At 67.8% G+C, this 21,038-nt stretch carries 25 protein-coding genes and 1 pseudogene; 11 read left to right on the top strand and 15 right to left on the bottom strand.

Features of this window, described 5'->3' with window-relative positions; all coding sequences use genetic code 11:
- Positions 1 to 47: 47 nt before the first annotated feature.
- Complete coding sequence (locus KBY66_RS08685; RefSeq protein WP_255088904.1) at positions 48 to 404, top strand: hypothetical protein; 357 nt, start codon at positions 48 to 50, stop codon at positions 402 to 404.
- A gap of 17 nt (positions 405 to 421) precedes the next feature.
- Here KBY66_RS08685 and KBY66_RS08680 read toward each other — a convergent pair whose 3' ends face one another.
- The 7 genes from KBY66_RS08680 to KBY66_RS08650 form a co-directional block, all read right to left on the bottom strand.
- Positions 422 to 871 carry a hypothetical protein gene (locus tag KBY66_RS08680; RefSeq protein WP_255088903.1) on the bottom strand — a complete coding sequence of 150 codons (450 nt, stop codon included), beginning with the start codon at positions 869 to 871 and terminating at the stop codon, positions 422 to 424.
- A 37-nt stretch (positions 872 to 908) separates the two neighbouring features.
- On the bottom strand, positions 909 to 2,111 hold the full coding sequence (locus KBY66_RS08675; RefSeq protein ID WP_255088902.1) for an FAD-dependent monooxygenase: 1,203 nt from the start codon (positions 2,109 to 2,111) through the stop codon (positions 909 to 911).
- Between the two features lie 8 nt (positions 2,112 to 2,119).
- Positions 2,120 to 3,541: a phospholipase D-like domain-containing protein gene (locus KBY66_RS08670; protein ID WP_255088901.1), complete on the bottom strand. Its 1,422-nt coding sequence runs from the start codon at positions 3,539 to 3,541 to the stop codon at positions 2,120 to 2,122.
- Between the two features lie 115 nt (positions 3,542 to 3,656).
- A complete protein-coding gene (locus KBY66_RS08665) occupies positions 3,657 to 3,830 on the bottom strand; it encodes a hypothetical protein (RefSeq protein WP_255088900.1) in 174 nt (57 codons plus the stop codon).
- 4 nt (positions 3,831 to 3,834) lie between these two features.
- Complete coding sequence (locus KBY66_RS08660; RefSeq protein WP_255088899.1) at positions 3,835 to 4,938, bottom strand: DUF4912 domain-containing protein; 1,104 nt, start codon at positions 4,936 to 4,938, stop codon at positions 3,835 to 3,837.
- Between the two features lie 208 nt (positions 4,939 to 5,146).
- Entirely contained in the window at positions 5,147 to 5,908 is a 762-nt protein-coding gene (locus tag KBY66_RS08655) for a phycobilisome rod-core linker polypeptide (RefSeq protein ID WP_255088898.1), read from the bottom strand.
- 112 nt (positions 5,909 to 6,020) lie between these two features.
- Entirely contained in the window at positions 6,021 to 6,650 is a 630-nt protein-coding gene (locus KBY66_RS08650) for a phycobiliprotein lyase (protein WP_255088897.1), read from the bottom strand.
- A 21-nt stretch (positions 6,651 to 6,671) separates the two neighbouring features.
- Here KBY66_RS08650 and KBY66_RS08645 point away from each other — a divergent pair, with 21 nt between their 5' ends.
- Positions 6,672 to 7,592, top strand: a complete 921-nt coding sequence (locus tag KBY66_RS08645; RefSeq protein WP_255088896.1) for a DMT family transporter — start codon at positions 6,672 to 6,674, stop codon at positions 7,590 to 7,592.
- Here the strand turns inward: KBY66_RS08645 and KBY66_RS08640 are convergent.
- On the bottom strand, positions 7,576 to 7,941 hold the full coding sequence (locus tag KBY66_RS08640; protein WP_255088895.1) for a hypothetical protein: 366 nt from the start codon (positions 7,939 to 7,941) through the stop codon (positions 7,576 to 7,578). The two genes, KBY66_RS08645 and KBY66_RS08640, sit on opposite strands and share 17 nt — an antisense overlap.
- Entirely contained in the window at positions 7,934 to 8,602 is a 669-nt protein-coding gene (sufR, locus tag KBY66_RS08635; RefSeq protein ID WP_255088894.1) for an iron-sulfur cluster biosynthesis transcriptional regulator SufR, read from the bottom strand. Before sufR ends, KBY66_RS08640 begins: the two co-directional genes overlap by 8 nt.
- Before the next feature lie 260 nt (positions 8,603 to 8,862).
- Between sufR and KBY66_RS08630 the strand changes: the two genes are divergently transcribed.
- The 5 genes from KBY66_RS08630 (at position 8,863) to KBY66_RS08610 (ending at position 14,122) form a co-directional block, all read left to right on the top strand.
- The gene (locus KBY66_RS08630; RefSeq protein ID WP_255088893.1) at positions 8,863 to 9,234 is read left to right on the top strand and encodes a ferredoxin-thioredoxin reductase catalytic domain-containing protein; all 372 of its coding nucleotides are present in this window, start codon (positions 8,863 to 8,865) and stop codon (positions 9,232 to 9,234) included.
- A gap of 5 nt (positions 9,235 to 9,239) precedes the next feature.
- The gene (gene sufB, locus KBY66_RS08625; RefSeq protein ID WP_255088892.1) at positions 9,240 to 10,682 is read left to right on the top strand and encodes a Fe-S cluster assembly protein SufB; all 1,443 of its coding nucleotides are present in this window, start codon (positions 9,240 to 9,242) and stop codon (positions 10,680 to 10,682) included.
- A 72-nt stretch (positions 10,683 to 10,754) separates the two neighbouring features.
- Positions 10,755 to 11,543, top strand: a complete 789-nt coding sequence (sufC, locus tag KBY66_RS08620) for a Fe-S cluster assembly ATPase SufC (RefSeq protein ID WP_255088891.1) — start codon at positions 10,755 to 10,757, stop codon at positions 11,541 to 11,543.
- The gene (sufD, locus tag KBY66_RS08615; RefSeq protein ID WP_255088890.1) at positions 11,543 to 12,817 is read left to right on the top strand and encodes a Fe-S cluster assembly protein SufD; all 1,275 of its coding nucleotides are present in this window, start codon (positions 11,543 to 11,545) and stop codon (positions 12,815 to 12,817) included. The genes sufC and sufD overlap by 1 nt, the downstream gene beginning before the upstream one ends.
- Positions 12,818 to 12,823: 6 nt before the next feature.
- Complete coding sequence (locus KBY66_RS08610; protein WP_255088889.1) at positions 12,824 to 14,122, top strand: SufS family cysteine desulfurase; 1,299 nt, start codon at positions 12,824 to 12,826, stop codon at positions 14,120 to 14,122.
- 4 nt (positions 14,123 to 14,126) lie between these two features.
- On the opposite strand, the gene KBY66_RS08605 is transcribed toward KBY66_RS08610, so the two are convergent.
- The 5 genes and pseudogenes from KBY66_RS08605 to KBY66_RS08585 all read right to left on the bottom strand — a co-directional run bounded on the left by KBY66_RS08605 (position 14,127) and on the right by KBY66_RS08585 (position 16,378).
- Positions 14,127 to 14,843, bottom strand: coding sequence for a class I SAM-dependent methyltransferase (locus tag KBY66_RS08605; RefSeq protein ID WP_255088888.1), 717 nt, complete (start codon positions 14,841 to 14,843; stop codon positions 14,127 to 14,129).
- Positions 14,844 to 14,886: 43 nt separating this feature from the next.
- Entirely contained in the window at positions 14,887 to 15,402 is a 516-nt protein-coding gene (locus KBY66_RS08600) for a tryptophan-rich sensory protein (RefSeq protein WP_255088887.1), read from the bottom strand.
- Between the two features lie 8 nt (positions 15,403 to 15,410).
- A complete protein-coding gene (locus tag KBY66_RS08595) occupies positions 15,411 to 15,782 on the bottom strand; it encodes a VOC family protein (RefSeq protein WP_255088886.1) in 372 nt (123 codons plus the stop codon).
- Positions 15,783 to 15,910: 128 nt separating this feature from the next.
- Positions 15,911 to 16,182 (bottom strand): annotated as a pseudogene (locus tag KBY66_RS15875) (IS5/IS1182 family transposase); the annotation flags it as partial.
- Positions 16,183 to 16,198: 16 nt separating this feature from the next.
- The gene (locus tag KBY66_RS08585; protein WP_255088885.1) at positions 16,199 to 16,378 is read right to left on the bottom strand and encodes a hypothetical protein; all 180 of its coding nucleotides are present in this window, start codon (positions 16,376 to 16,378) and stop codon (positions 16,199 to 16,201) included.
- A 75-nt stretch (positions 16,379 to 16,453) separates the two neighbouring features.
- On the opposite strand from KBY66_RS08585, the gene KBY66_RS08580 reads away from it, so the two are divergent.
- Positions 16,454 to 17,257, top strand: coding sequence for an ABC transporter ATP-binding protein (locus KBY66_RS08580; protein ID WP_255088884.1), 804 nt, complete (start codon positions 16,454 to 16,456; stop codon positions 17,255 to 17,257).
- A 58-nt stretch (positions 17,258 to 17,315) separates the two neighbouring features.
- Positions 17,316 to 17,960 carry a PCC domain-containing protein gene (locus KBY66_RS08575; RefSeq protein WP_255088883.1) on the top strand — a complete coding sequence of 215 codons (645 nt, stop codon included), beginning with the start codon at positions 17,316 to 17,318 and terminating at the stop codon, positions 17,958 to 17,960.
- A gap of 11 nt (positions 17,961 to 17,971) precedes the next feature.
- Here the strand turns inward: KBY66_RS08575 and KBY66_RS08570 are convergent, their stop codons facing one another.
- A complete protein-coding gene (locus KBY66_RS08570) occupies positions 17,972 to 19,132 on the bottom strand; it encodes a glycoside hydrolase family 10 protein (protein ID WP_255088882.1) in 1,161 nt (386 codons plus the stop codon).
- Between the two features lie 98 nt (positions 19,133 to 19,230).
- On the opposite strand from KBY66_RS08570, the gene KBY66_RS08565 reads away from it, so the two are divergent.
- Complete coding sequence (locus KBY66_RS08565; protein ID WP_255088939.1) at positions 19,231 to 20,208, top strand: ATP-binding cassette domain-containing protein; 978 nt, start codon at positions 19,231 to 19,233, stop codon at positions 20,206 to 20,208.
- A complete protein-coding gene (locus KBY66_RS08560; RefSeq protein ID WP_255088881.1) occupies positions 20,205 to 21,023 on the top strand; it encodes an ABC transporter permease in 819 nt (272 codons plus the stop codon). Before KBY66_RS08565 ends, KBY66_RS08560 begins: the two co-directional genes overlap by 4 nt.
- Positions 21,024 to 21,038: the final 15 nt, after the last annotated feature.

The raw sequence follows: 21,038 nt of genomic DNA, 5'->3' as shown, positions 1-21,038 counted from the left end.
TGCGCCGGATGGGGTATCTAGTGCCATGGGGATCCCTGCTTCCCGCCTTGGTTTTGACCTTCACCGCCACAGCTGGCCTCGCCGCAACGACCCCCGCCGCCGAGGCCAAGCCGTTCGCTGAGGCGGTGAATTCCAGCCGCACGGCGGCCGAGGCGGTCCTGGCCCAGTCCGGCACGGAGCATTGCCTGCGGGGCAAGCTCACCAATGCCCTGCTGGGGTTGTCGAGCAGCTGCGAGGCCCAGGGCCAGCGCTCCGAGCTCTGCGCCTTCGCTGACCGGGTCATCGTCACCACCGGCTGGACCGTGGGGTTCATGGAGACCACCGCCCGCCAGCTGCTCCAACTTGCCGCTTCCGATCTTTCCAGCCTCAGCGGTGGCACTACGGGCAGCGGTCCTCGACCCTGAACGGGAGGAGCAGGGCTTCAGTTCTTCGCGGGTCCGATGCCGAATCCCGATCCTCCCCCCAGGCCGGTGGGCCCCGCCCCGCCCGGTGCTGGTGCTGGCTTGGGCTTGGCACGGGCCTGGCAGCGGCTGATCAGCCGCTCGCCGGCCTGGTCGAGGACATCGCGGCGCTGGAAGGAGTTGGCCGCGGCGGGTTGCGCCTTCTGGAGGATGTCCCAGACGCCGTCTTTGCAGAACGTCGGCAGCAGGGGGTTGTCCATCAGGGGATTGGCCAGGGTCCGAGCCCGGCTGCAGTCCGCTTCGGTGTTGGTGCGGGAGCAGGCGAAGGTGGCCAGTTGCACCTCCCGCAACACGCTGGCGCTGGGATAGTCGGGCAGCTCCCGGCCCAGGGCGGTGGCCGACCAGGCCAGGCACCCGAGGCTCAGCCAGGGGGTGATCAGCAACGGGGCGACGAGGCGAAGGCGACCCATGGAGATCCGATGGCAAGGGTTCCATCATCGCCGCGGCTCAGACCCGGAGGCGGACGGGGCTGAACCCCTCCCGCAGGGGACCCTGCCGCGCCATCCAGGCGCGCTTCAGCGCAGGGCCGATCCAGGGGCTCAACCGAGCGACTCCATCGCGCACCAAGGGGTTTCGAGCCAGCAGCTCCCCCTGCCGGGCTTCATCGCCCTGGAGGGCCTGGGCCTGGTGGATCTCCGGTTCCCGCTCCGCCTGGATGGCGGCGAGGGCCCGGTCGATGGCTGCGGGACCGGCCTGAACGCACAGCACGGGCACCAGATGGTTGGCGGCCACCAGCGCATCACGCAGGGCCATGTTGAGCCCCTGGGCCCGAACCGGACTCATCGGATGGGCGGCATCCCCGAGCAGCAGCAGGCCCGGCCGGTGCCAGCGGGGCGCGATGCCCACCTGCACCGAAAGCCTTTGCGGCGGGGTGATCGCCCCGGCCTGGGCCTGGAAGTGCTCGGCCAGCCAGTCCGGGGAGAGCTGGGCGAAGGCTTCGGCCCAGGCGGAAGCGCTCCGCTCGATCCGCGCGCCGGGTGCCAGCAGCCAGCCGAGCTGCAGCTCCCCGGGGGTGGCGCCGTGGAACACGCTGAAGCCGCCTCCCGCGCCGAGCTGAACCAGGAACAGGTTGTCGGCCTCGAAGAGCGGGTGGGCCGGCAGCCGGAACCAGAGCAGATCGATCGGGCTGCTGCTCTGCTCCAGCGCCAGCCCCGCCTTGCCCCGCAGCAGCGAGGAGCGCCCATCGGCGGCGATCACCAGGGCGGCGGCGAGGATCCGCCCGTCGGCCAGCCGCACTCCGGCCACCCGGTCGTCCTCGATCACCAGGGCCAGGGCGCGCTGGCCCGGCAGCCAGCGGAAACCGCCGCACCGGCCCGCCCTGGCGATCATGGCCTTCAACAGTGCCGGTTGAGAAACCAGGGTGCAGGGTCGATCGGAGCCCATCGGTTCGTCGACGCGGAACAGCTCCCGGCCGTTGACCCGGAAGGCCCAGCCACTCAGCGTTCGGCCTGGAAGGGTTTGCAACAGCGGCGTCAGGCCGATCTGGTCGAGGGCGTCGAGCCCCGAGGGCATCAGAGCCTCGCCGCGGAAGCGGCGGCCCAGATCCCTGGCGGCCTCCACCAGGATCACGGGCAGATCCCGCTCGGCCAGCAGCAGCGCCAGGCAGGTGCCGGCCGGGCCCGCACCGACGATCACCACCGGCTGCTGCATGGGTGGCCTCAGCTGTGTTGCACGGTGGGTTGCCGCTGGGTGCCGCTGCCACAACTCCGGCGGATCCGCTCCAGTTTGCGTTGCATCCGCGCCGTGATGCCAAGCTCGGCACCCTGCCACATCCGGTCCATCTCCCGCGAGAAGTGGGCGGCCAGGGCCGGGGAGTGAAGGATCAGCAGGGTCTCGTCGTTGGCATGGGCCGCCGATGGACTCCAATTGAAGGAGCCGGTGATCACATCCTTGGCGTCGATCACGGCGATCTTGTGGTGCAGCTTGTCGCCCCTGGCCAGTTGCGGGGTTCCCACCCCCTCAATCGGCCGCTTCCAGGGGGCGTTGCCGGCTTCCAGCTTGCAGAGCCGATCCGGCATCGCCACGCCAAGCAGGTCGAGGACCTCGGAGAAGGAACGGCTGGCAAACCCCGGATCGGCCAGCAGGCGGATCCGCACCCCCCGCTGCTGCAGCTGGACCAGCCGGTCGGCGATGCCCTGGGCGGAGAACACGAACAGCCCCATGTCCAGGCTGGTCTGGGCCTGGGCCAGGCGCTCCTCGAGCAGGGCCAGTCCGTTGTGGGCATCGCGGCGCCGATGGGGCGCGAACAGCACCTCCACCGGGGTGGGGCCGACCATCACCGTCTGAACCTCGCCGGACTCCTTGCCGATGCCGAAGCGGCTGTCGGTACTCCCGCCGGGACCATCCCCCCACATCCGGTTGAATTCGGCGCTGAACAGGGCGGCGAGGGGCCGGCTCTCGATCCGCAGCAGGTGATTCACGTTGCCCAGCGTCTGGGGATCACCGGCATCGCCGTGGATGCAGGACGGGGTGAAGTTGGCGGATCCGGTGACCAGCCAGCGACCATCGACGACCAGAAACTTGTGGTGCATCAGGCCGCTGCCGGCGCTGCCGTCGGCCGTGTCATCGATCAGGGGTACCCCGCCCCGCTGCAGGATGGCCACCGCATCCCCCGCTCGCCGTTCCTCGCCGCTGAGCTGGCCGTCGTGGTTGCGATCGGCCAGGGCCGAGAGCTGGGTGTGCCGAAGCCGCTGATGGGGGTTCAGATCACTGGGGTGCTGGGCGCTCCAGGTGGTGCTGTAGGTGTTCTCCAGCACCACCTCGACCTTGACCCCGCCCTGGTGCTTGCGAACCAGGGCCTCGGCCACCCTGGGCAAAGCGAGTTCCTGCACTGCCAGCTGGATCCTGGTTTCGGCCCGCTGGATCGTGTCCAGCACCAGGGCCTCCAGGTCGTCGCCGCTGCGCCGGCGGCCATCGATCGGGCTGCGGTACTGATGGTCGCTGCGGTGATTGAAGGCCACCTCCACCCCTGGCGGCAAGGGGAGATTGGCAGGGGCCTGGCCGATGATCCGCGCCGTGGCGCTGCAGCCGGCCAGGGCCACGGCCAGACCGACGAGGCCCAGAGCACGGGCGGCCCTCAACCCAGCTGGCCTGGGCGGAAGGAGGTGTTCCAAGTCAAGCTCAAAGCAAGGCTGCCCTCAGGGTTCCCCGCCGATCCCGGCTTGGGCGGAATCGGGGGCCTGGGCGTTGCCCTGATTAAGAATGGCCCGGCATTTCGGCGCTGCGAAGCATCAGCGCAAACCAGAGGCAACTGGCGACCACCGCCGTCGCCACCCCGGCAGCGACGCTGAACCGCACCATCAGGATCGGCACCAGGATGGGCAGAAGCAGGCTTCCGGCCAGGGGGGTGAAGGCGACCAGGGCGCGCATCAGTTCAGAACCACTCGGCGATGGCCTGATTGGCCGGGTTGGTGTTGTCGTCGGGCGTGGAGCGATCGAACTGGAGGGTGATGTTGCGCTTCTGCTCTCCGTCGGCGGCGATCGCCTCGATCGGATAGAGCTGCTGGCCGTCACGGAATGGCACTTGCACGCGGAACGTGCCTTCGGCAGAGAGGGGAACCATCTCGTTGCCAATCAAGAGTGTGGCGGAGGGATCCGTCGAGCCGTAGACAATCAGTTCGGCGTCAGCCACCAGCCAGAAGGAACGCTGTCGGGCAGGCACCCCGCCGAGGCCTGATTCATGGCGTCCACTGGCCCAGACCCCAATGCCGGAGTCGGTCAGTCCATGGCGCTGGGGCTTGTCGGTGCGCTCATCGAGTTCGTGGAAGGCTTCGGAACCCCGCCCGAAGCGCATGCCGGGGCTGACGCCGCCTCGGGTGCCGCTCTGGAGGGTGGCTTTCTTGTACAAGCGCTCATGCAGGTCGCTGTACGGCGCATCCATGGGGCTGGGCAGAGAGCCGGGGCTGGGGGCCACCTCGAGGGAGAACGGAACGAACTGATCCAGGATCTGCTCGCTGGGATGCAGGGCCGGCACGCGGGCGGAGGCGGAAAAACCGAGTGAAATCCAGCCGCCTCCCACCTTGCGATAGCCCAGTTCCACCCGGTAATCCCGGTCGCTCATCGGCACCGGCAAATACCACTCGGTGGCATGGCTGTCGACCGGCACCTCCTGGAGGGCTTGGGCATGGCTGGCGCCGCCGCTGAGGCCGGTCACGTCAGCGACCCGGAGGCAGAGCTGGCTGGCGCCCGAGGCCAGGGCCTGACGACGATCGCTGTCGGCGATCTCCCAGAACACGTAGGCCCACTGTGGATCTCTGGGAAGAAACACCACCTTGGTCTGGGCATCCGGCCGGGGTGCGGGCGTCAGGCCGGCCTCAATCTCGGCCAGGCTGGCTCCAGGTGCTGGAGAGGATTGAGCAGCGCCGGCCTGGTCGGGCTGATATCTGCCGATGGCCTCGGACAGCTCCTGCTTGGACTTGCGGCTGTACAGGCTGACCCCGAGCCCACTAGCGACCTGGCGGAGCTGTCTCAGGGTCATTCTCGCCAGAGATGAAAATGCCTGAGTCACTCGCGTACCTACCTATGTGAAAGTTCAGTCTGGAGGAGAATGCCAGGCGGGACCGGCAAGACGGTGACGGGGTCAGCAACCACTGACGCCTCGGCGGGTGCGGCAGAACACAAGAAAACGGCGGTTGGAAGCCGCCGTTCGCAAGGATCTGGAAGGGATCTCAGCGACCCCAGCCGGGTCAGCGGCCGATGCTGCGGTAGGGAACCTTGGAGAGGTAATCCATGCCGGCATTGCCAGAGGATGCAGCTCCGCTGCGCAGGGCGGGAAGCTCCCGAACCCAGGGCAGGTAATCCTCCGGAAACCCCCCGCGCCGCTGGCTTGCCCGTGCCGGCAGCGAGCGCTTGGTTCCGGTGAAGATGATCTGCGGGAAGCCCAGCACGCCCCGGTGGTAAGCCTCGTAGCGCGGGGAGGTGATGTTGAAGGGGGTTTCGCCCACCTCACGGGAGCCCACCACCCGGTTGCGGTGGTAAGGAACCGTGTCGTAGCCGAAGTTCTCCAGATACTCGTCGCTGTTGAGAATCTGGTCGACGGCGCCGACGACCCCCTTGGTCATGATCACGGCGGACCAGGCGATCTCCTCAGCCTTGCCGTAAACGGGGCGGCCGAGCAGCTTCTCGACCAGATGGCGAACCACCCGGTAGTTGCTGTTGAGGTTGTAGAAGCTGCGGGTGAAGGTGTCGGAAAGGCAGAGGGCGCGGATGAAATCCCGCACCGTGATCTGGCCATCGCGCAGCTGCGATTCCAGGATCGTGTCGCGGTCGACCTTGAAGGCGTGGAAGAAGATCTGGCGGTAGGCCGTTTCGATCACGAAGTTCTGGGCTTCCCGATCGATGGCCTTGTCGATCGAGACCGTTTTCGGATCCTCGTCGGAACCGACGCGGAACGGTTTCACGCGGGAGTTCTGGGTTGTCGGCGCGTAGTTCAGAAGCGGGATAGCCACACGTGCATCGTCAACCGTCGCTGTGGATCGTAGAAGTGGGCCTCTGGCCTACCCCGGCGCCCCAGCCCAGGGCTCACAGTCCGTAACGTTTGCGCACCTTTGAACCAGGCGCTCACCAGCCGAAGGCCGACAGTGGCCCGGCGGTCACCGCTTCGCCAGGCAGGCCCCCGCTGGGTTGGCCATCGCTGGCGTGGCTGCCGGGCCCGGTCCCAGCGAGGCAGCGGCTCTCGACACAGAAGGAGGCCGTGTTCGACAGCCCTTCGACGGTGCTGGTGCGCAGGCGCAGGTTCGGAGAGGGGAACCAGAAGCGCTCCAGGGATCCCATCGTTTCGTAGCTGGTGCTGAGCAACAGCCCATCGCGCTCGTCCATCTGGAAGTGTCCGGCCACCGGCGCCGTTTCGGCGTAGCCCCGATCCCGCAGCAGCAGCCCCTGGCGTCCCAGGGCATCGGTGGGGATCAGGCCGAACACCGACTCGCCCTGGTGGTCTTCACCGGCCTTGTCCCAGGCCATCGAACCGTTCCAGCGCACCTGGCAGCCGCCCACCAGCCCGGCCGGTTCCTGGCCGTGCAGGACGGCGATCGCAACCAGACGTGGATCCTCGGCGGCCACCTCCACCACCTCGATCAGGGAGCCGCCGGCCTCGGCGCGGCGGTGCAGCAGGTGGTGGCTGGTGCGCTGGGAGCGCCAGCGGCCGCAGCTGAGTCTGAAGAAGCTGAGGGCATCGGCGATCGGAACGCTCACGGCTGGTGCACGGCTGTAGCGATGATCGCAAGCCCCCCACCCCTCCCGTTACCGGTGGCTGAAACGGGAGTGCTGGCGGCCCTGGCGGCGGCGCTCTGCTGGACCCTGGCCAGCAGCCTGTGGCGGCGCCTGCCGACCTCCCTGTCGTCGTCCCAGCTGAACCTGCTCAAGAATCTGCTGGCCCTGGCCGTTCAACTGCCGCTGGTGCTGCTGGGGACCTGGCGCGTTCAGCCCGGGGCCCTGGCCCTGCTGCTCGCCAGCGGCGTGGTGGGCATCGCCCTGGGTGACAGCTTTTACTTCGCCGCCCTGCGCCGGCTCGGCACCCGCCGCACCCTCACGCTCGAGGCCGGTGGCCCTGTCGTGACGGCCCTGGGTGGTGCCGTTTTCCTCAGGGAGATCCCCGCGCCTCAACAGTGGTTCGGCGTGGGGCTGATCGTCCTGGCGGTGCTGGTGGTGGCGCGGCAGCAACCGCCTGGCCTTCCGCGCCCATCGCCGCCGGCAGCCCAGCGACCAGGGACCCAGCGTTTGGGTCTGCTGCTGGCCCTGGCGGCCCTGCTCTGCGGCAGCGGCGGCGCCCTGCTCTCCAGGGCCGCGCTGCTGGCCTCCGACCTCAGCCCCCTGCAGTCGGCCACGGTGCGGCTGGCGGCGGCAGCTGCGGTGATGCTGCCGTTGCTGCGGCACTCGCCCCCGCCGGGGGTGCGGCCCCGCCTGGCCTGGCGCCGCTGGCCCCTGGTGCTGCTCGCCACCCTGCTCGGGACCACCGCCGGGATCGTGCTGCAGCAAACGGCGTTGCAACACCTGCCTGCGGGGCTGGCGGTGGCCCTGCTCGCCACCGCCCCCGTGATGGCCTTGCCCCTGGCCAGGCTGGAGGGAGACAGGCCCGGCTGGCCCGGCCTGACGGCGGCCCTGCTCGCCCTGGCCGGCGTCAGCCTGGTGGTCTGAGCCTGCTGCGGGCCTGGGTGTCGGCCCAGTGGCACAGGTCGGAGAGTTCGAGCCCCAGGGGGTCCCGCGCCAGGGTGGCGGCGATCTGCTCCAGTTGCTTCGCTGCCTTCTCCATCTGTTGCCCAAAGGCCTTCTGGAAGGCCGGTTCCGCCGTGAGCTGGGGCTGGTCAGCTAGCCAGGCTTGGAGTTGCTGCCGGGCTGGAAGTGCTCCGGCGCGGCGACCGGCGATCTGTTGCAGGCAGCGCAGCGCATGGGCCAGGAGCCGGAGGTGGTGGCGCTCCAGGGAAGGAAGCGGGCTGGATTCCAGCAGCTGGAGGTCTTCGCTGCTGAGGGGCCCCGCCTCAGCCATGGCCGTTGGAGCCGGCAAGCCTGGCGGAACGGGGGGTGAGGCGGAACCCACAGGAATGGCCCCCCTCCAGTCGCCAGTGCACCCGCTCGACACTGCAATCAGGGAAGGTGTGACGAATCTGTTGCAGCTCCTGGTCGCAGATCTGGGGGAACTGATCGGCGAGACGGGCGACGGAACAACGGAACTCGCTCATGCACCAGGAACGGCCATCCCCATCCCGGCGGCACTCGGAGACATAGCCCTCCTGGCGGCGCAGTTCCACCAGCCGCTCCAGCCGCTCCACCAAGCTGCCCTCGCCGATCAGGACCCGATCGCAGGCGCCCTTGGCCACCGCCTGTTGCCGCAGGAGCTTTTTGACCATGTCAGGGGGCAGGCTGGCGGCCATCGATTGCAGCAGCCCGAGGGCGAACTGTTCGCCACCATCGGGAAACTGGTTGCGGCCGGCGGATGTGAGGCGCCAATGGTTGCTCGGCCGCCCCGGCCCCTCGGCACTCGGACTGGCTTCCACCAGACCGTCGTCTTCGAGGCCCCGCAGGTGACGGCGCATCACCTGAACGGAAACCGCCAGCAGATCGGACAGCTCGGTGGCCGTTGCCTCGCCCTGGCGCAGCAACAGCGTGAGCGCAGCCTCACGGGTGGGGGTCTGGGTGGAGAAAGGCATCAGTCAGGTGAGGCCGGTCTGGCAAGACGCGATCCCTGGCCATACCCTGCCACGGCTGGGAGACGGTTGTGAGCCTGCCGGGTCAGGCCTCCATCACAGGCACGGGTGGCTTAGGCTGTCCACTAACGAAACAGAAGAGTTTCGTAATTCCCGGCCTGAATTCTTTCTTTCCGGCCCGGCCTTTCGCCGCTCTGCTGGTGCCTTTTGAACGGCTCCCCCATCGCCAGAAAGCCTTCGGTTTCCCTCCTGCCGCCCATCCCATGTCCGATGCTCCATCCGCTGCGGCGGCTCCATCCACCGAAAGCCTGGAGGTGATCCGGAAGTTCGCCGAAACCTATGCCCAGCGCACCGGCACCTTTTTCTGCAGCGATTCCGGGGTGACGGCCGTGGTCCTGGAGGGGCTGGCCCGCCACAAGGAGCAGCTCGGCGGAGCGCTCTGCCCCTGCCGCCACTACGAGGACAAGGAAGCCGAGGTGTCCCAGGCCTTCTGGAACTGCCCCTGTGTGCCGATGCGTGAGCGCAAGGAGTGTCATTGCATGCTCTTTCTCACCGAAGACAACCCCTTCCGGGGCGACACTCAAAGCATCACCCTGAGCGAGATCCGCTCCCACACCAATGGTTCCACCCCCTGAGGCCCATGAGCACCGCAGCCACCGTCAGTGATCTGGTCAGCCAGCCCTACAAGTACGGCTTCGTTACCGAGATCGAAACCGAGAAGATCGACAAGGGGCTCAGTGAGGACGTGGTGCGCCTGATCTCCGCCAAGAAGAACGAGCCAACCTTCCTTCTGGAGTTTCGCCTGCGGGCTTTCCGGCAATGGCTGACGATGGAAGAGCCCGACTGGGCTTCGGTGAGCCATCCGGTGATCGATTACCAGAACATCATCTATTACGCAGCCCCGAAGCAGCAAGAAAAGAAGGCCAGCCTTGATGAGGTGGATCCCAAGCTGCTCGAAACCTTCGAGAAACTTGGTATCCCCCTGAGCGAACAGAAGCGGCTCAGCAATGTGGCCGTGGACGCTGTGTTCGACAGCGTGTCGATCGCCACCACCTACCGGGAGAAGCTGGCCGAACACGGTGTGGTGTTCTGCTCGATCAGCGAAGCGGTCAAGGATCACGCCGACCTGATCGAGCGCTACCTCGGCTCGGTGGTTCCCGCCAACGACAACTACTTCACGGCGCTCAATTCTGCCGTGTTCAGTGACGGCTCCTTCGTGTTCATTCCGAAGGGGGTGGAGTGCCCGATGGAACTGTCCACCTATTTCCGGATCAACTCCGGTGACACGGGCCAGTTCGAGCGCACCTTGATCATCGCCGAGGAAGGGGCCTCGGTCAGCTACCTGGAGGGCTGCACAGCTCCGATGTTCGACACCAACCAACTCCACGCCGCCGTGGTGGAGCTGGTGGCGCTCGACGATGCCTCAATCAAGTACTCCACCGTTCAGAACTGGTACGCCGGCGATGAGAACGGCAAAGGGGGCATCTACAACTTCGTGACCAAGCGCGGCCACTGCCGGGGTGACCGCAGCAGGATCAGCTGGACCCAGGTGGAAACCGGCTCGGCCATCACCTGGAAATACCCCAGCTGCGTGCTGCAGGGGGCCGATTCCGTCGGTGAGTTTTACTCCGTGGCCCTCACCAACAACCGCCAGCAGGCCGACACCGGCACAAAGATGATCCATGTTGGCCCCCGCACCCGCTCCACCATCGTGAGCAAGGGGATCAGCGCTGGCCATTCCTCCAACAGTTACCGGGGCCTGGTCCAGATCGGCCCCAAGGCGGTGGGGGCGAAGAACTACAGCCAGTGCGACTCGATGCTGATCGGTGATCAGGCTGCCGCCAACACCTACCCCTACCTCCGCTCCCAGCAGCCCGATGCCACGGTGGAGCATGAGGCCAGCACCTGCCGCATCTCCGCCGACCAGCTCTTCTACCTGCAGAGCCGGGGCATCGGTTTTGAGCAGGCGGTGTCGATGATGGTGAGTGGGTTCTGCCGCGATGTCTTCAGCCAACTGCCCATGGAGTTCGCATCTGAAGCCGACAAGCTGCTGGCCCTCAAGCTCGAAGGATCCGTGGGCTGATCCCCAGGCATTCAAGGCGCTCCCACGAGCCCTTTCCCGTTCATTCGAATTCGTTCCCTTCCCCGTTTCCCTGTGATCAGCCCCGACGCCGACCTGCTGCTTGAGATCGTTGACCTCCACGCCCGCGTCGAGGATCAGCCCATTCTCAAAGGGGTGAACCTGCGCATCCGCGCCGGCGAGATCCATGCGGTGATGGGCCGCAACGGCAGCGGCAAGAGCACCCTCTCCAAGGTGCTTGCTGGCCACCCCGCCTACACCGTCACCGGGGGGTCTGTCCGCTTTCGTGGTGCCGATCTGCTCGACCTCGATCCGGAACAACGGGCCCGCATCGGTCTGTTTCTCGGTTTTCAGTACCCGGTGGAGATTCCGGGCGTGAGCAACCTTGAATTCCTGCGGGTGGCCACCAACGCCCGTCGCGGCGAGCTGGGCAGGGAGGAACTCGACACCTTCGCCTTCGAGGACGTGGTGCGCGAACGGCTGACGGTGGTGCAGATGGATCCCGCCTTCCTGGAGCGCAGCGTCAACGAGGGCTTCTCGGGTGGCGAGAAAAAGCGCAACGAGATTCTGCAGATGGCCCTGCTGGAGCCGGTGGTGGCGATCCTGGATGAAACCGACTCCGGCCTTGACATCGACGCCCTGCGGATCGTGGCTGGCGGCGTCAACCAGCTCGCCACCGCCGAGAATGCCACCCTGTTGATCACCCATTACCAGCGGCTGCTGGATGTGATCACACCGGATTTCGTCCACGTGATGGCGGCGGGCCGGATCCTGCGCACGGGCGGCAAGGAGCTGGCCCTGGAGCTTGAAGAACGCGGCTACGACTGGGTGGACCAGGAGCTGGCCGTGCTGGAGGCCGTCTGATGGTGGTGTCTTCGACCCGATCCCCCCTGGCGGAAGCCAGCCCCTGGGCCGACCGGCTGCTGGAGCGGCTGCCGAGCCCTGCCGGTGCGCTTGCGGCGGTTCAGGGGCGCGGCCGGGAGGCCCTGGCCCGCCAATCCCTGCCGAATCGCCGCCAGGAAGACTGGCGCTTCACCGACCTGGCCCCCCTCACGGCCCTCGATCCGGCCGCCCTCGCCCTGGTCGCCGACGGTCAGGGCCTGGCCCAGCTCGCCGACTGCCCCGCGCCGGCAGCCGGTACCGTTCGCCTTTGGCTTGATGGCCTCAGCGACCCCCTGGCTGGCCAGTTTCTGCCAGCGGGCCTGAGCCGGCTCACACCCGAGCAACTTGATCAGGACCTGGGCCACTCCCTGGCGTGCTGCGGAAGTGAGCAGCACTGGCCCGTGGAGTTCAACCAGGCCACGGCCCGCCATTGCCTGGCCCTGAGGGTGAGCGGCTGCGTGGCCGAAACCCTTGAGCTGGTTGCCGTGGCCGACCAGCAGCACACGCTGCTGCCGGTGCGGGTGCTGCTGGTGCTGGAGGAGAACGCCAACCTGAAGGTGCTTCAGGTGCAGCTTGGCTCGGGCTCGAGTCTGAGCAGCCTGGTGGTGGAAGCGCAGCTTGGCCAAGGGGCCGAGCTGCTCCATGGCCTGTTGGCCCTTGGCGAGGGCGGTGCCTGTTTCCTGGGGCACCTGGCGGTGGAGCAGGCCAGCGGCAGCCGATTCCGGTCCGTGGCGGCCAGCCGCGGCTGGGCCCTCTTCCGGTTCGAGCCACGGATCAGCCAGGTGGACGGGGCGGCCCAGACGGAGCTTCTGGGGTTGCAACTGGTGGAGGGGCCGCAGGTGGCCGACACCCACAGCCAGGTCCGCTTCCTCGGGCCCGACGGGGCCCTGGAGCAGGTCCACAAGGCCATCGCCGATGGCCGTGGCCGCAGTGTGTTCGATGGCGCGGTGAGCGTTCCGAGGCTGGCCCAGCGCACCAACGCCAACCAGATCAGCCGCAACCTGCTGCTCTCGGATCAGGCCCGCATCGACACCAAGCCGCAGCTGGAAATCGTGGCCGATGAGGTGCGCTGCACCCATGGCGCCACCGTGAGCCGCCTGCAGGCTGATCAGCTCTTCTACCTGCAGAGTCGGGGCATCGACGCCGCCACCGCCGCCCGCCTGCTCAAGCGGGGCTTCTGCCAGGAGGTGCTGGGGAAGCTTCCCGCCGCTGCTGCCGTCTGGCAGCCCCTGCAACGCCTGCTGGCGGAGGCCTGATCGTCGATGACCGCCTCACTCCCCGTTCAGCTTGATGCCGCGAGGATCACCACGCCATCGCCGATCACGCTGGCAGCCCAGACCCGCCCGGACTTCCCCCTGCTGGCCCAGCAGGCCTGCCTCGGCCAGCCGCTGATCTACCTGGATCATGCCGCCACCAGCCAGAAGCCACGCCAGGTGCTCGAAGCCCTGCACACCTACTACAGCCGCGACAACGCCAACGTGCACCGTGGCGCCCACCAGCTCAGTGCCCGCGCCACCGACGCCTTCGAGGGGGCCCGCGCCAAGGTCGCCGGGTTCATCGGTGCGGCCACGCCGCGGGAGATCGTCTTCACCCGCAACGCCAGCGAGGCGATCAATCTGGTGGCCCGCAGCTGGGGGGACACCACCATCGGCCCCGGCGATGAGATTCTGCTCTCGGTGATGGAGCACCACAGCAATCTGGTGCCCTGGCAGTTGCTGGCCGCCCGCACCGGTGCGGTGCTGCGCCATGTCGGCCTCACCGAATCCGGCGAGCTCGACTTGGTGGACCTGAAGGCCAAGCTCACTCCGCGCACCCGGCTGGTGAGCCTGGTGCAGATCAGCAACACCCTGGGTTGCCTCAACCCGATCGCCGCGGTGGCCAAGCTGGCCCACGGGGCCGGCGCCCTGGTGCTGGTGGACGCCTGCCAGAGCCTGGCCCACCTGCCGGTGAACGTGGCGGAGCTGGGCGCCGATTTTCTGGTGGGTTCATCCCACAAGCTCTGCGGCCCCACCGGCATGGGATTCCTCTGGGCCAGGGAGGCCCTGCTGGAGGCAATGCCTCCCTTCCTGGGCGGCGGCGAAATGATCCAGGACGTTTACCTGGATCACAGCAGCTGGGCCGAATTGCCCCACAAGTTCGAGGCGGGCACCCCGGCGATCGGGGAAGCGGTGGGCATGGGGGCGGCGCTCGATTACCTCAGCGCAATCGGCCTGGAACGCATCCACAGCTGGGAGCAGCAGCTCACCGCTCGCCTGTTCGAGCGGCTGCGGGTCATGGAGGGGCTGCGGCTGCTGGGCCCCAGCCCCGAGCAACAGCCCGACCGTGGCGCCCTGGCCGCTTTCACCGTCGACGGCCTCCACGCCAACGACCTCGCGGCGCTGCTGGATGCCGGCGGCATCTGCATCCGCAGCGGCCACCACTGCACCCAGCCCCTGCACCGCCATTACGGCCTTGCCGCCTCGGCCCGCGCCAGCCTCAGCTTCACCACCACCTTCGAGGAGATCGACCGCTTCGCCGAAGAGCTCCAGAGCAGCGTGGCCTTCCTGCGGGAGCACGGCTGAGCGGTCAGGCCGGTGTCAGCAGCGCCAGGGCTTCGGCCTGGTGGGTCCCTCGCCAGAGCCACTTCCAGCGCCAGCCGGCTGCCGCGGCTGCCGCCTGGATGACCACCGGATCGGCGGGGTGATCGAAGCTGAGCAGGTGGGTGACCACCCGCTCCCGTTCCTCCTGGGACAGTTCCGTCCAGGTGTTGCGAATGCGCTCCACGTAACGGGCCCCGTAGGCGTCGCGGGATTCGCCCGGCTGACGGAAGACATCGGCCCAAAGAAACAGGCCGCCGGGGGCGATGCGGCGGCGGCAGAGGTCCAGGAAGCGCGCTTTCTCGCCGTCGCTGAGGTGGTGGATGGCGAAGGCGGAATGGAGGATGTCGACGGGCTGGGCCGGGTTGTCCGCTGCGGCCCAGCTGAGCAGATCCAGCTCCCGCCAGCGGCAGGGATAGGCAACAGGCCCGAGGGCGGCTGCCGCCAGGGGCAGCACCTGGGCCGAGAGATCGATCCCCAGGTAGGACCCCAGCGGCAGGCGGCGCAGCAGCGGGGCCAGCAGGCCCAGGTCACCGCAGCCCAGGTCTACCAGCCGGGGCGGCTCCCGCTTGCCCCGGTCGGACCCCACCGATTCCATCCAGGTGTCGATCGCCTTGGCCACCGCAGTCGAGAGGGCCCGGTGCTCCATCAGGTCTTGATCCACCACCTGCCGGTAGGTGGTCCCCTGTCGGTTGAACAGGTCCATGGGGTGGATTTAATCCTGCGGTCTTCTCTCCATCAGCTCCTTGTCAGGGAACCCCCGCCAGGAAAGGATCAACGTTCGTGAGCGCCACCTGCACCGAAACCAGGCTGGCGAGCAGCAGCCAGAGCAGGCGCGGGAGGATCAGACCAGCAGCGATCCGGTTCAGCCCGATCGCGCCGATGAAGCTGACCACGGCCACCGCCAGTCCCGCCACCGTATCGATCGCGCCGAGCACCGGGCTGTTCAGGCCGAAGTAAAGGGTGGTGAAGCTGGTGAACAGCAGCCAACCCGCGGCCTCGGAGATCAGGACAAGCCGATGTCGCCGGGTGAGCACAGGGGCGTTGGCCACGAGCGCCAGGGCCACCAGCGAGGTGACGTTCAGAACAAACCACACCGGCGCGAACACCCAGTCGGGTGGGGCGAACGGGGGCAGGAGGAAGCCGTTGTAGAAGATGGCGTCGCCCAGAAGGCCGGCCGGCAGGACGCTGATGGCGTTGGCCACCAACAGGATGGCCAACGCCTGCCACCAACGGAAGCGGCGCTGTGGCGCTGTGACGCTCACGTCGCCGCTCACTTCAGCGAGTGCAGGCCGATTGGATTCCCCTCCGTGTCGGTCACCACCGAGATGAAGCCAAACTCTCCGATCGCCATCTTCTGCCGGCAGACCGTGCCGCCGGCCGGCACCACACGGCTTTCCTCTATCGCGCAATCCTCACAACTGAAGTACACCAGCGTGCCCCCCTTGCCCGGCTCGCAGCCCGCCATCTGCATCAGCGCCCCGCCGGCGCCCACCCGGTCGTTGTCCATCGGGAAGCACCAGTAGGCCATCTCCGGACTGGACATGTCTTGGAATTCCACCTGGAACACGGCGCCGTAGAAGGCCTTGGCGCGCTCCATGTCGAGCACGTTCAGTTCGAACCAGGTGACGGGATTGCTGGCCATGGGCTTGGGGATTCTCGAGACCAATGCGACATTAGGTGTGATTGATGATGATCTTTCGCTCTGGTTACTTGGCCTAACCTTCCAGAGCGCTCCAATGCTTTGCTGGGGGAAGGGCGGCATGGTCTTGTCTCCTCACCGTGCAGGAGATCAGCTGCTGGAGTGAGGTCATGCCCATTGGCGGCCGTGTTTCCACTGAGTGGATCAGGCCTGTGTCCTTTTCCACGCCGTAGCCCTTGGCTTCCGCGTGGCGGTTGAGAACCTTCACTCCGTAGGCGAAGCCTTCCGCGAAGTGGCGGTACCACTGGTTGCCCTTCTTGGTCTGGTGCATCTCCGGATCCCTCTCCCCCTTCCCGTTCTTGGTGGAGCTGGGAGCCGCGATCAAGGTGGCATCGATGCCTGTGTTCCAGATCGGCGCCTCATGGCTCCAGCGGGGCCTCAGATCTCACCAGCCCCCGCCGCCGCAGTTCCAGGCGGAAGGCCCGGCTCGGTTCCAGGGCGCCCTGGCTCAGCCACCACTGAGCCAGGCCCACCAGTTTGAAAGCCAGGACCCCGCACCAGAGCAGCAGGGCGAGGCCGTGGGTGGTGGAGTGATCCATCACGGCCCAGTCTGGCCAGAATCCTGGCCGATGTGTTCCGCTTTCGCTGCTCCTAGACCTGCCTACGGTTCCGCCATGGCTGCCCCCACCCCAACCACCCCCTACCTCGAACTCCAGGCGGTCGAGACCTGGCTGGGCCCCCGCAAGGTGTTCGAGAACCTCTCCCTGCAGTTTCACAGAGGCGAGCACACGGTGGTGCTGGGTCCAAACGGCTCCGGCAAGAGTTCGTTGATCAAGCTGCTCAGCCGCGAGCTCTACCCCGTGGTCAAGCCCGGCTCGCGGCTGCGGATCTTCGGCAGCACCACGGTGAACCTCTGGGAGTTGCGCCGCCGCATCGGGATGGTGTCCCCCGATCTGCAGTCCGGCTACGGGGGTCGCGTCAGTGCCGCCGACGTGGTGCTCTCCGGCTTCTTCGGCTCCGTCGGCATCGGCCGCAGCCAACAGCCCACCGCAGCCATGCGCGTCCGGGTGGCAGAGCTGATCGAGCAGTTGGGGCTCGCCGAGTTGGAGGAGCGTCCCTACGGCCAGCTTTCCGATGGCCAGCGCCGCCGAGCGCTGCTGGCCCGTGCCCTGGTGCACCACCCTGAGGTGCTGGTGCTGGATGAACCCACCAACGGCCTCGACCTGCAGGCAAAACACCAGTTGCTTCAAATCCTCGGGGATCTGGCCCGCTCCGGCACCACCCTGCTGCTGGTGACCCATCAGATCGAGGCGATCATCCCCGAGATCAGCCGCGCCGTGCTGTTGCGGCAAGGAGAGGTGGTGGGCGATGGGCCCGTCAGCGCGCTGTTGCGGGACGCCCCTCTCAGCACGCTGTTCGGCACACCCCTGCAGGTGTTGGTGGCGAACGGCTACCGGCAGGTGCTGCCGGCGGGTTGAGTTCCTGGCCCGATCGGTTCGCCACTTAGCCTCCATGCCGAACTCCGCAGGACCACCCATGCGCCCCCTGCCGCTCAAGCTCGGTCCCGGCAGCGACCTGCGCCTCAGCCTCGAGCAGCTGGCCACCGAACAGAACGCCTCTGGGTTCGTGCTCGGTGTGGTGGGCAACCTCTCCCGCGCCACCTTCCAGTGCCCTGGGCGTGCCGAGCCCACAGTGCTGTCAGGGGATCTGGAGATCATCACCCTGCAGGGCACCGTCTCGCCCCAGGGGGTGCACCTGCACCTGAGCCTCTCTGATCGCGACTGCCAGGTGTGGGGCGGCCACCTCGAGCCCGGCACGCTGGTGCTCAAGGGGGCCGACCTGCTGGTGGGCTTTCTGGCGGCTCCGCTTCCTGCCGCTCCTGCGTCGCCGTCCACCAGCGCTGACCAGACGCCGCTGGATCAGCAGCGGTTGCCACACCCCCGCGTCGAGATCGCCGTGTTGAGCGGATGTCCCTGGTCGGCCCGGGCCCTGCGCTTGCTGCGCACCCTCGGCATTCCCCATCGGGTGCAGTGGGTGACTGGCGACGGCGAACGACGGGACCTGGAGCAGCGCAGCGGCCGCAGCAGCCTGCCCCAGGTGTTCATCGATGGGAAGGCCATCGGCGGCTACGACGATCTGGCCGAGCTCCAAGGGCGGGGAGAGCTGGTGCGGTTGCGCTGAAGCCGGTCCGATCAGGGACCAACAGAGCCGGCCAGAACGTCCCGTAACCCCTGCAACCGCGTCTCCTCGGGTTCGGCGGTGTGCTCCCAGAGGGTTTCGAAGGAGAAGAACACCACCCCGAGCCCCCGTTGCCGGGCCGCCCGTGCCTGGGCGATGACCCGCTCCATCGGTACCGGATCCTGGCGCTGGCCAGCCATGATCCCGATCGCCGTTGTCACCTTGGCGCGGCTCTCATCGAACTCAGGGCGGTTCAGCTGGGCGGAGAAGCTCTCGATGTCCGGGCGGTAGAGCTGCACCACCACCTCATCCACCAGGCCCCGCCGTACCCAGGCCAGCCAGTTCTGCAGTTGAAGCTTGAAGGCGAAGTCGTGGTAATTGGGTGAAATCGACACCAGGACCATGGGTTTCCGGCTGCGAATCGTCTGGCGCAGCCCTGCCACGACGGTGGTGATTCTGTCGGCACGCCACTGCACCCAGGCCGGGTCGGCGGCATTGGTCGGCGGAGGTCTCTTTGCTTCCCTGCGGTACTGAGCCACCGTGGTCGGGTCGTAGCCGAAGGCGTTGGGCAGGCTCAGGTGATCGTCGAACTGAATGCCATCGGCGTCGTACCCCGCAACGACCTCCAGCACCAGCTCGCTCAAAAACGCCTGCACCTCCGGGTGGAAGGGATTGAGCCAGGCCACCTCCCCGGCCGCGCTGATCGAGGTGGTGCCCCCATCGCGTCGTTGTGACAACCAATCCGGATGCAGGGCGGCGATCTCCGAACTGGGCGGCACCATGAAGCCGAACTCGAACCAGGGGATCACCCGCAGGCCCCTGGCATGGCCCTGGGCGATCACCTCGGCGAGCAGATCCTGCCCCTGCAGCCCCTTGAAGGTGAACGACTGGAAGCCCCGCCGCCCCATCGCCGCACTCGGGTAGTAGGTGGTGCCGCTGTTCCACACCACCGGATAGATGGTGTTGAAGCCCAACCGGCTGAGCTGATCGAGGGCCAGCCCGAGGCGCTGGCGATCCCGCAGGGTGGGCATGTCATTGGCCGTCATCCAGACGCCGCGCAATTCAGGACGCAGCGGCTGGGTACGGCTGGGGGCGGGCAGGGCCATGGCGACCAGCAGGGTCAGGATGGCTGTCAGCAGCACCAGGATCGGCAGCCGCCAGGGGTTGCGTGGCATCCGGCGGTTTCTGTCTCACCCTGGTGGACGCTAGCGGCGCCAACCGCGCTGATCGGTCCAGGGCGGCCGCGCCCAGCCCTAGCTTTTCGACCATGCCGATCATTCGCGCCGAGGGCCTCTCCAAGACCTACCGGGTCGCCGACAAGCAGCCCGGACTGCTGGGCACCCTGCGTCATTTTGTCGCCCGCCGCAGCCGCGACGTGCCGGCGGTGAGCGAGGTGAGCTTCGCGATCGAGCCCGGCGAGATCGTCGGCTTCCTGGGGCCCAATGGCGCCGGCAAGACCACCACCCTCAAGATGCTCAGCGGCCTGATCCACCCCAGCGCCGGAACGGTGGAGGTGGCGGGCTGCGTTCCTTTCCGGCGCCAGGGCCGCTTCCTGCGCCAGATCTCCCTGGTGATGGGCCAGAAGCAGCAGCTGATCTGGGATCTGCCGCCGCTCGATTCGCTGCGGGTCAATGCCGCCGTCTACGGCATCGAGGACGCCGAGGCCCACCGGCGCATCCAGGAGCTGGCGGACATGCTCGAGCTCGGCGATGAGCTCACCCGGCCCGTGCGGAAGCTCTCCCTCGGCGAGCGCATGAAGGCGGAGCTGCTGGCGGCCCTGCTCCATCGCCCCGCCGTGCTGTTCCTGGATGAACCCACCCTGGGGCTGGATGTGAACGCCCAGGCCAGGGTCCGCCGGTTCCTGGCCGACATCAACCGCCGCACCGGCACCACCGTGCTGCTCACCAGCCACTACATGGGCGACATCACCGCCCTCTGTCCCCGGGTGCTGCTGATCCACCAGGGGCACCTGTTCTTCGACGGCCGCCTCGATGCCCTCACCGAGAGGCTCACCCCCTGTCGCGAGGTGCGGCTGGAGCTGGCCGAACCCCAGCCGGCCGCCGCATTCGCCCCCTTCGGGGCGCTCGAATCCCTGGAGGGCCGAAGGGTGCGGCTGCTGATTCCCCAGGAGCAGCTCACCGGGGCCGTCGCTCGGCTGCTGGCCATGTTTGCGGTACTGGATCTGGAGGTGAGCGAACCGCCGATCGAGGAGTTGATCGGGCGCCTGTTCCAGCAGGGAGTCGTGGGATGAGCCGGCACCATGGCCCTGACCGCTCCCTCCGCCACGCCGTCCGTCTGGCCCGGGTGTTGCTCTCCTCCCAGTACGCCCTGATGCTCGAGTTCCGGGCCGAGATCGTGCTCTGGGCTCTCTCCGGGGTGCTGCCCCTGATCATGCTCGGCCTCTGGAGCGGCACCGGGGTGGCCTCGATTCCGGGCTTTACGCCCCAGCGGCTGGTGCATTACTTCCTGGCCGCTTTCGTGGTGCGCCAGTTCACGATCGTCTGGGTGATCCACGCCTTCGAGGAGGACGCCCTCCAGGGCCGCCTCTCACCGGCCCTGCTGCAGCCGCTCAACCCCTTCTGGCGCTACCTGGCGGCCCACGTCTCGGAGCAGGCCACCCGGCTGCCCTTCGTGCTGGCGATCGTGGCGCTGGTGGCCCTGGTGCATCCGGCGGCCCTCTGGTGGCCCACGCCGGCCGGGCTCCTGCTGGCGCTGCTGGCCACCCACCTGGCCTTCCTGGTGCGCTTCGTGATCCAGAGCGCCCTCACCATGCTCTGCTTCTGGAGCGAGCGGGCCGCCGCCCTTGAGCGCCTGCTGCTGATCCCCTACCTCTTCCTCTCCGGCCTGGTGGCCCCCCTGGAGGCCTTCCCCGAGCCGATGCGCTCCTTCGCCCTCAACACCCCCTTTCCCTGGATGGTCTGGTTCCCGGCCCAGCTGCTCAGCGGCGGCACCGTGCCCGTCGCCCGGGGCTTTGGGGTGCTGGCTGCCTGGGGGCTGCTGTTCCTGCCGATCGCCGTCCTGCTCTGGCGGGCCGGACTGCGCCGATACTCGGCGATGGGGGCCTGATGGCGCGCCCCGCCC

The organism is Synechococcus sp. Tobar12-5m-g (genome assembly GCF_024345415.1).
In the GTDB taxonomy this organism is placed as follows: Bacteria; Cyanobacteriota; Cyanobacteriia; order PCC-6307; family Cyanobiaceae; genus Regnicoccus.
The sequence above is the reverse complement of the archived record's forward strand: the minus strand, read 5'-3'. Positions and strand labels throughout refer to the sequence as shown.

Coding starts and splice junctions, on each gene's coding strand:
- KBY66_RS08680 (WP_255088903.1), bottom strand. CDS start 871: ATGGGTCGCCTTCGCCTCGTCGCCCCGTTGCTGATCACCCCCTGGCTG.
- KBY66_RS08675 (WP_255088902.1), bottom strand. CDS start 2,111: ATGCAGCAGCCGGTGGTGATCGTCGGTGCGGGCCCGGCCGGCACCTGC.
- KBY66_RS08665 (WP_255088900.1), bottom strand. CDS start 3,830: ATGCGCGCCCTGGTCGCCTTCACCCCCCTGGCCGGAAGCCTGCTTCTG.
- KBY66_RS08660 (WP_255088899.1), bottom strand. CDS start 4,938: ATGACCCTGAGACAGCTCCGCCAGGTCGCTAGTGGGCTCGGGGTCAGC.
- KBY66_RS08645 (WP_255088896.1), top strand. CDS start 6,672: ATGATCGCAAGCCCCCCACCCCTCCCGTTACCGGTGGCTGAAACGGGA.
- KBY66_RS08640 (WP_255088895.1), bottom strand. CDS start 7,941: ATGGCTGAGGCGGGGCCCCTCAGCAGCGAAGACCTCCAGCTGCTGGAA.
- sufR (WP_255088894.1), bottom strand. CDS start 8,602: ATGCCTTTCTCCACCCAGACCCCCACCCGTGAGGCTGCGCTCACGCTG.
- KBY66_RS08630 (WP_255088893.1), top strand. CDS start 8,863: ATGTCCGATGCTCCATCCGCTGCGGCGGCTCCATCCACCGAAAGCCTG.
- sufB (WP_255088892.1), top strand. CDS start 9,240: ATGAGCACCGCAGCCACCGTCAGTGATCTGGTCAGCCAGCCCTACAAG.
- sufD (WP_255088890.1), top strand. CDS start 11,543: ATGGTGGTGTCTTCGACCCGATCCCCCCTGGCGGAAGCCAGCCCCTGG.
- KBY66_RS08610 (WP_255088889.1), top strand. CDS start 12,824: ATGACCGCCTCACTCCCCGTTCAGCTTGATGCCGCGAGGATCACCACG.
- KBY66_RS08605 (WP_255088888.1), bottom strand. CDS start 14,843: ATGGACCTGTTCAACCGACAGGGGACCACCTACCGGCAGGTGGTGGAT.
- KBY66_RS08595 (WP_255088886.1), bottom strand. CDS start 15,782: ATGGCCAGCAATCCCGTCACCTGGTTCGAACTGAACGTGCTCGACATG.
- KBY66_RS08585 (WP_255088885.1), bottom strand. CDS start 16,378: ATGGATCACTCCACCACCCACGGCCTCGCCCTGCTGCTCTGGTGCGGG.
- KBY66_RS08580 (WP_255088884.1), top strand. CDS start 16,454: ATGGCTGCCCCCACCCCAACCACCCCCTACCTCGAACTCCAGGCGGTC.
- KBY66_RS08575 (WP_255088883.1), top strand. CDS start 17,316: ATGCGCCCCCTGCCGCTCAAGCTCGGTCCCGGCAGCGACCTGCGCCTC.
- KBY66_RS08570 (WP_255088882.1), bottom strand. CDS start 19,132: ATGCCACGCAACCCCTGGCGGCTGCCGATCCTGGTGCTGCTGACAGCC.
- KBY66_RS08560 (WP_255088881.1), top strand. CDS start 20,205: ATGAGCCGGCACCATGGCCCTGACCGCTCCCTCCGCCACGCCGTCCGT.